Source organism: Prosthecobacter sp. (assembly GCF_044373815.1).
Classification (GTDB): domain Bacteria; phylum Verrucomicrobiota; class Verrucomicrobiia; order Verrucomicrobiales; family Verrucomicrobiaceae; genus Prosthecobacter.
In genome coordinates, this window is record NZ_JBIPNG010000385.1 from 1 (window position 1) to 6,395 (window position 6,395).

At 59.2% G+C, this 6,395-nt stretch carries 5 protein-coding genes and 1 pseudogene; all 6 read right to left on the minus strand.

The features are described 5' to 3' along the window. Nucleotides 1-803: pseudogene (locus tag ACIREA_RS23845) on the minus strand (hypothetical protein); the annotation flags it as partial. A gap of 28 nt (nt 804-831) precedes the next feature. Beyond that, a complete protein-coding gene (locus ACIREA_RS23850) occupies nt 832-2,064 on the minus strand; it encodes an MFS transporter (RefSeq protein WP_397384843.1) in 1,233 nt (410 codons plus the stop codon). Further along, entirely contained in the window at nt 2,061-2,882 is an 822-nt protein-coding gene (locus ACIREA_RS23855) for an NAD(P)-dependent oxidoreductase (protein ID WP_397384844.1), read from the minus strand. Before ACIREA_RS23855 ends, ACIREA_RS23850 begins: the two co-directional genes overlap by 4 nt. Next, the gene (locus tag ACIREA_RS23860) at nt 2,875-3,261 is read right to left on the minus strand and encodes a hypothetical protein (RefSeq protein ID WP_397384845.1); all 387 of its coding nucleotides are present in this window, start codon (nt 3,259-3,261) and stop codon (nt 2,875-2,877) included. Before ACIREA_RS23860 ends, ACIREA_RS23855 begins: the two co-directional genes overlap by 8 nt. A 7-nt stretch (nt 3,262-3,268) precedes the next feature. Beyond that, on the minus strand, nt 3,269-4,834 hold the full coding sequence (locus ACIREA_RS23865; protein WP_397384846.1) for a hypothetical protein: 1,566 nt from the start codon (nt 4,832-4,834) through the stop codon (nt 3,269-3,271). A gap of 5 nt (nt 4,835-4,839) precedes the next feature. Next, nucleotides 4,840-6,183, minus strand: a complete 1,344-nt coding sequence (locus tag ACIREA_RS23870; protein WP_397384847.1) for a Gfo/Idh/MocA family protein — start codon at nt 6,181-6,183, stop codon at nt 4,840-4,842. Between the last annotated feature and the right edge of the window lie 212 nt (nt 6,184-6,395).

Below are 6,395 nucleotides of genomic sequence, written 5' to 3' on the forward strand. Positions count from 1 at the left end.
ACGAAAGGCGGGTCCTGCCGGTCTGCACCGAGCAGTTCACCGATGCGGTTTGCAAACGCACCGAAGTAATCCGCCGAGATATGGCCGGGGCCCACGCCACCCACATAATGCAGCGAGTAGTTCGCATACAGCGCGATGGGTTTTCCCTCCGCTGACTGGACGCTGATGAAACTCACCTGCGAATCGGTGGGGCCCGCGGGCTCAAGCAGGTTCGGATTGTTGACGCCGGGGTTCGTCTTCACCTGATCGGTGGTGACACCATGCGGCGTGGGGGGAATGCCGCCGGGCTTCATCTTCCAGCGGCGGTTGTACACATGCTGCGGCACATCGACGCTGCCCCACGCGATTTTGGCGGGAGCTAGATTGTTCAGCGCACGCTGCACGCCATCGGCGATGCGCTTGGCAAGGAAACGCTGATACATCGGGTTCGGTTCACTCTGGCCCACGGCCTGCGCGGTGCCACAGGAGTGTGAATGCGTAGCAGACATGAGCATGTTTTCCAGCGGCAAACCGGTGGCCTCATGCACCATCTTCTTCGCTTCATCAAAAATCCCGCGGCCGATGACGCAGCTGTCCGCCACGACCATCACTAGCTTTGTTTTCCCATCATCCAGCGCGAGGCAGCGCGCGTTTAGTTCATCGTGGATGTAGACCGCCTTGCCATCCTGAAAGCCTCCATTAATCGAGCTGCCAAGTTCCGGCGTGATGTTGCTCGTGGCGGCTCCGGCTTTGAAAACACGGGCGGGATCAGCCGCATACGCGGTCGAAATGAGAGTGCAGAGGGCGAAGAGAAGCGGTCGCATCCTTTCCATACGGTCGCCAAATGCGGACTCAATCGGCCAACTCTTGGGTCTGCGTATCCGGTGCCCACCAGATGACGAAGATTCCCAGTGCGTAAATCGACGCACAGATCGCGCCGACGCGTGCGTAGTCGCCGCCGAGTGCGGTGAAGAGGTAGCCCGCCGCCAGCACCCCGACAGCCGTGCCAAAACGGCCGGAATTGTAGGCCAGACCGCTGCCCGTGGCGCGGACACGTGTGGGAAACAGCTCCGGCAGGTAAAGCGCAAGCCAACCAAAAAACAACGTGGCGACAAAGCCCTGCGCGCAGACAACGGGATGAAACGACGCCTGTAGTGGCGCAGTCAGCTGGAACATCGCATAGGTGATGCTCACCGTGGCTAGACTGATCAGGCAGTAGCTCAGGCGGCGGCCGAGCCAGATCGCGCACTGCCCGCCCAACAGACTGCCAAGCGTGGCACCCAGCGCCCACCAGCCCTGTGTGGCGGCCTTGTAGTCCCCATGCGCAGCACCGGCGATCTTGTCGGACCACGGAATCATCCACTTGCTGGCCGACCACGCGCCAATCATGGGGATGGAGCTCAATAAAATGCCCACCAGCGTGAAGCGAATCAACTGAGGCTGAAACAATTCACGCAGAGGGGTCACGGGGCTCTTCGCCATGCCACGAGAGGCCAGCCATTTGGGCGACTCCGGTAAAGCCACGAGCACAAACAAGCCCAGCAGCGCAGGCAGGCCGGCAAACTGAAACACCCAGCGCCACGAATCCGGCGTGATGTGCCACTGGCGTGCCACCTGCGAAAGCGCCAGGACACCCAAGTTCAATCCCGCCATCATCGTGCCTGATACCAGCGGACGCGAAGCGCTGGACCAGCATTCCGAGACAAGCGCGATGCCATTCGGCCACAATCCGCCGACTCCCAGCCCCACCAGGAAGCGCAGTGCCAGCATCTGCTCCTGCGTTTGCGCATAGGCACCCATCGCTGCAAAGAGGGAGTAGAACAGGATGCACACACCCATCGCCCGTGTGCGTCCCACACGATCACCAAAGCTTCCCAGCGCAATGCCGCCAATGGCTGCACCCAGCATCAGCGCCGCAGTGAAGCGTGCGAACCATTCGCCCCCGAGCTCAGCTGTAAAACCAGCCCCAAGCAGGCTTTTCGATACCGAGAGCGAGGCCACCGGCATCAGGCCGAGTTCCACTCCGTCAAAGACAAGTGCCAGAAAAACAGTGACGAGCACCAGATAGCGTTGGGCAGTATTCATGGTTTCAGAATGGCCTGTATTACTGCGCTGTTGTCCGCCTCGCCATAGCCAAGCGCTTCCGCCTTTTCGAGCAATTGCCGATGCGTTTCGCTCAGCGGCAGCGGCAGCTTGCTGGCAGCCAGCATGAGACGCACGTCCTTCAGATGCTGCGAGAGTTTGGCCTGCGGCGTGAAGTCCTGCATGATCATCTTCTCGCCCTTCGTGTCCATGATGCGGGAGTAGGCCATGCTGCGGCGCATCACATCGAGCGTTTGAGTGAGGTCGAGATCCAGCTGCTGTGCAAAGGCAATGCCTTCCGCCAACGCGGCGCGATTGAGCCCGAGCACCAGATTCGTCACCAACTTCATCTTCGCTCCGCTGCCACAAGGACCCACATGGATCACCTCGCGGGCAAAGTGTTCGAACCAAGTACGGCATTGTTCGAATACGTCCACATCACCGCCGACCATGACGAGCACGTCTCGCTGCAGCAACTGCGCGCTGCTGCCGGACACCGTCGCATCCAGGTAATGTACTTTTTGTGCTTTCAGTTCTGCTCCCAGCGCGGCCATTTCACCCGGATCTCCGGTCGTGGTATCAATGAAGATTTGGCCGGGCTTCAAGCTGGCAGGACGGAGCACATCACGAACAATATCGGAGTTCGGCAGACAGAGAAAAACCACATCACAGTGCTCAAACACATCGTTGGCGGTCGATGCATTGACGCAGCGGGAGGCATCCACATCCCAGCCGCAACTGGCCCCGGTCATCTTCATCACGGCAATGCCCATCAGGCCCATGCCGATGACACCGAGAGAACTGGCATTCGTTTCACTCATACCAGGCCAAAGAGCTGCCGAGCATTGCCGGAGAGGATTTCAACTGCGCCACCGCCGGCCCGTCCGCGCCGAACCACTCGGGACCGGGATCGTTCGTGCTGAGCATGGTGATTTCGATGCCGCTGGCATCCATGCTCGCGAGCTTGGCATTCACATCGAGGAAATGCGGCGGCACCTTGCGCAACCAGTCGCCCATTTTGAGAAACGTGGTGCCCTTCGCGTCATACACCAGCGGTTCGGTTTTACGCTTCCGCATCATGTCGAGCACCTCGGGAAAGAAGAGGTGGCTCTGGCAGTCGATGATGCCCGCAGGTGGCGTGGCAGCGGCAGCCACGGCGCTGCTTGCCACAGTGGCGGTGAGAAAGTGACGGCGTTTCATGGGGTCATCAATCGGCGGGTTGCAGATACAAGGCGCTGAAGCGGATGTCTGTGTTGCGCCTGCCTTCAAACGTCACGTGCACGCGGACGCGTTCAGGCAGATCACCCGCAGCTTTCCGCCATGTCACTGGCGTTTGAAAGCCACTCTGGCGAATCGTGGAGGTGTAGCCCGGCAGCGGTGTTTCATTGGCGCTGAGGAGTTCGATTTTCAAAGCTGCCTCAGGTCCAAGACCATCCGCATTTAGAAAGAACTGTTGCCCCTTTTTCATCGGAATGGCGGCAGTGACGAACTCGCTGCTGACCTCTGGCATCTGGTAATCGCCAGGGCCTTTACCGACCGTTTCGACGACAAGCTCCCCAAAGCGATCACGCGGAAGTTTGGCGATGCCGACACCCCCGCGTGCAGGCGAGTCCTTCCAATGCCGCGGATCCCATGCGCCGTAGTAGATGAAAGTCTCCTCACCGATGTTTTCAAAGCCCTGCCCTTGAAGCAGGCCGCCTTGATCCCACGCGCCATCTTCACCGCGCTTGAGAAAAGTCCACTCATGCGCCGGTTCGCGAAAGTTGAGGCCGTCATTGCAGATCACGAAGCCGAGATCGATGGAGATGTCCCGCCACTCCTTCGCACCATGCCACAGGCCGACGACGCCGAGCAGCAGATTGCGGCGATTCCATACGCTGATGCCTTCATGTGTCTGCTCGCCTTCCAGGCTTCGCCCTGCACCCAGCACCTGATGTTGCGGCTCACGCACGAAGCCGATGCTCTGCGTGGGCAGCCAGTGCACAAAATCAGGCGAGCGATACATGCGCGTCACACGCCCCTGATACGGACGCGTTGCATTCAGGGCATTCTGACCGCAGGCATAGAACATACCGTCCCATTGATAAAGCCCTCCGCTGGGTTCGAAATGAATGGCGGGCAGCAACAGGTCTTCCTTACTGAGCTCGGCTTTCACAGACTTCACCTCCTTCACCGGCTTCCAGGTGTAACCATCTGCGCTGACAAACGGCAGCAGCGTACCCAGCCGCCTCTGGCCGCGAAAATAGACATGCGATGTCATTTTGTAGCGCCGGGATGAATCAGGATCCGCCTCGTCCTTGAGCACTTTCACATTCACAAATCCCCACGGCCCGCCGCCCATCTGCAGGAGATTGTTTTCTTTGCTCCCTTTGTATTCGACGAGCCCCAGTTTCGGCTTCCTCCAGTTCAGGCCATCCGCGCTCTCCGCATAGGCCGCACGCCAGCGCGAGGAGGCCACTTTGTTTTCGGTGTCGTCATCAAAGGCGACATACCACATGCGGTACTTGCCGTTATCTTTGATGATCGAGCCGTAGAACTGCACCCCCAAGGCATCTGGTGTGCCCGGCTCACCTCGCTTCACCACCGGGTTTCCAGGATGCCGCGTCGGCTGGCGCATCTCCAGCCGAAGATTTTGCGAGTAGGGAATCGAGACGCTGTCGAAAGCAAAAACAGTCGTCGCTTTCGTCTCGTCAAAGTAATCCGCCGCAGGAGTGGTCAGCACACCGCCCATCAGCACCAGGCTGACGATGCTGATGGACGTGAACTGATTCATGCGCGTTAGCCGTCGATGTTCCAGCCGTCGCGGTACTCCTTCTTCATGAAGGCGTTCGCTTCGGGTGTGTCCGGGCTGGTACCGGTTTTGCCGTCGTATTGGATCTTCTTGCCCGTGCGGTAGGCCACGAGGCCGAGCAGCATCATCTCGATCATGTTGGCGCTGTAGCCAAAGTTGCAGGCGGTGGGCTTGCTCGGATCACGGCAGGCATCAAACCACTGCTTCTGGAAGTGGCCGAGATCTGGCAGCATGTCCTCCTTCTTGCGCGGCTTGTAGTAGCTCATGTCGGCATCGTTGCCATAAGGCAGAATGAGACGTGAATCGAAGTCAGCGATCAGGAAACCCTTCGTGCCTTTAAACATGGCACCGTGACTGATCTTGGTCAGGTCGATGTGGCTCTTTGGCGAGCTCGGCATCGCACCACCCTGATACCAACCGACGGAGATGGGTCCGCGCCAGTCATTCGCTGGCAGCTCGAAATGCGATTCACACTTCACCGGCGTCACATCGGAATTGTAGGCGTCGCCCTTGGCCTCGGCGGAGGTCGGCAGACCACCGTCCACGGCATTCCAGAGCAGATCCATCGTGTGGCTGCCCATGTCGCCAATCTGTCCGGCACCGAAGTCCCAGAACATGTTCCAGGAGAGGCAGTTCGCACCGGCTCCGCCGGAGAAGTAAGCCGGATTGTAAGGATGGAACGGCGATGGGCCGAGCCACAGGTCGTAATGGAAAGTCGAAGGCGGCGCACCTTCCTCGGGGAAGTAGCCGGGCTTGGGGATCTGTCTGTTGCCCCAGGCGTAGGCGGCTTTCAGTTCACCGATGGCACCGTCACGAATGAGTTCGCGTACGCGGTTGAAATTCGGATTCGCATGACGCTGCATGCCCACCTGAGTGGCCAGCTTGTCCTTCTTGGTCTCCCATGTCGCACGCACGATGCGTGCTTCATTCACTGTGATGGCCAGCGGCTTCTCACAGTAGACATGCAGATTGCGCTTCAGCGCCCAGTTGGCAATGAACGCATGCGTATGGTCCGGCGTGCAGATGACGACGGCATCCAGACCTTTGTGGTCGAGACACTTGCGCCAGTCGATATACGTCGTGGCATTCGGGAAACGCTTCAGCGCCTCTGGAAAGCGTGCCTCATTGATGTCACACAGCGCGACGACATTTTCCTCTGCGATGGAGTCGTAATGCGCGAGGCCTCGACCCCAGACACCGATGAGGGCGACGTTGAGTTTGTTGCTGGGGGCGTTCTGTCCAAACAGCGGACGGGTGATCATGCTCCCGGCGACGAGACCGGCAGCACCGACGAAGCGGCGACGTGAGAGAGGCGTGGGTTGGGTGCTCATGGCACCGCATGAAACGACGTACGGAGTCGTTCTCAAGCACCAAGGTTGGCTGATTCCCGCTTTTCCCCCGGCCAGACAGGGCGGGTAAAACGAAGCTTGCTTAGCAGACGCCCATTTCAGAAAATCAGTTAACAAATTTAATGCCATGGAAATTCCTACCGCAGCCAAAACCCTGTTGGAGCACAAGGGCCGGGACACCTGGACCATCTCGC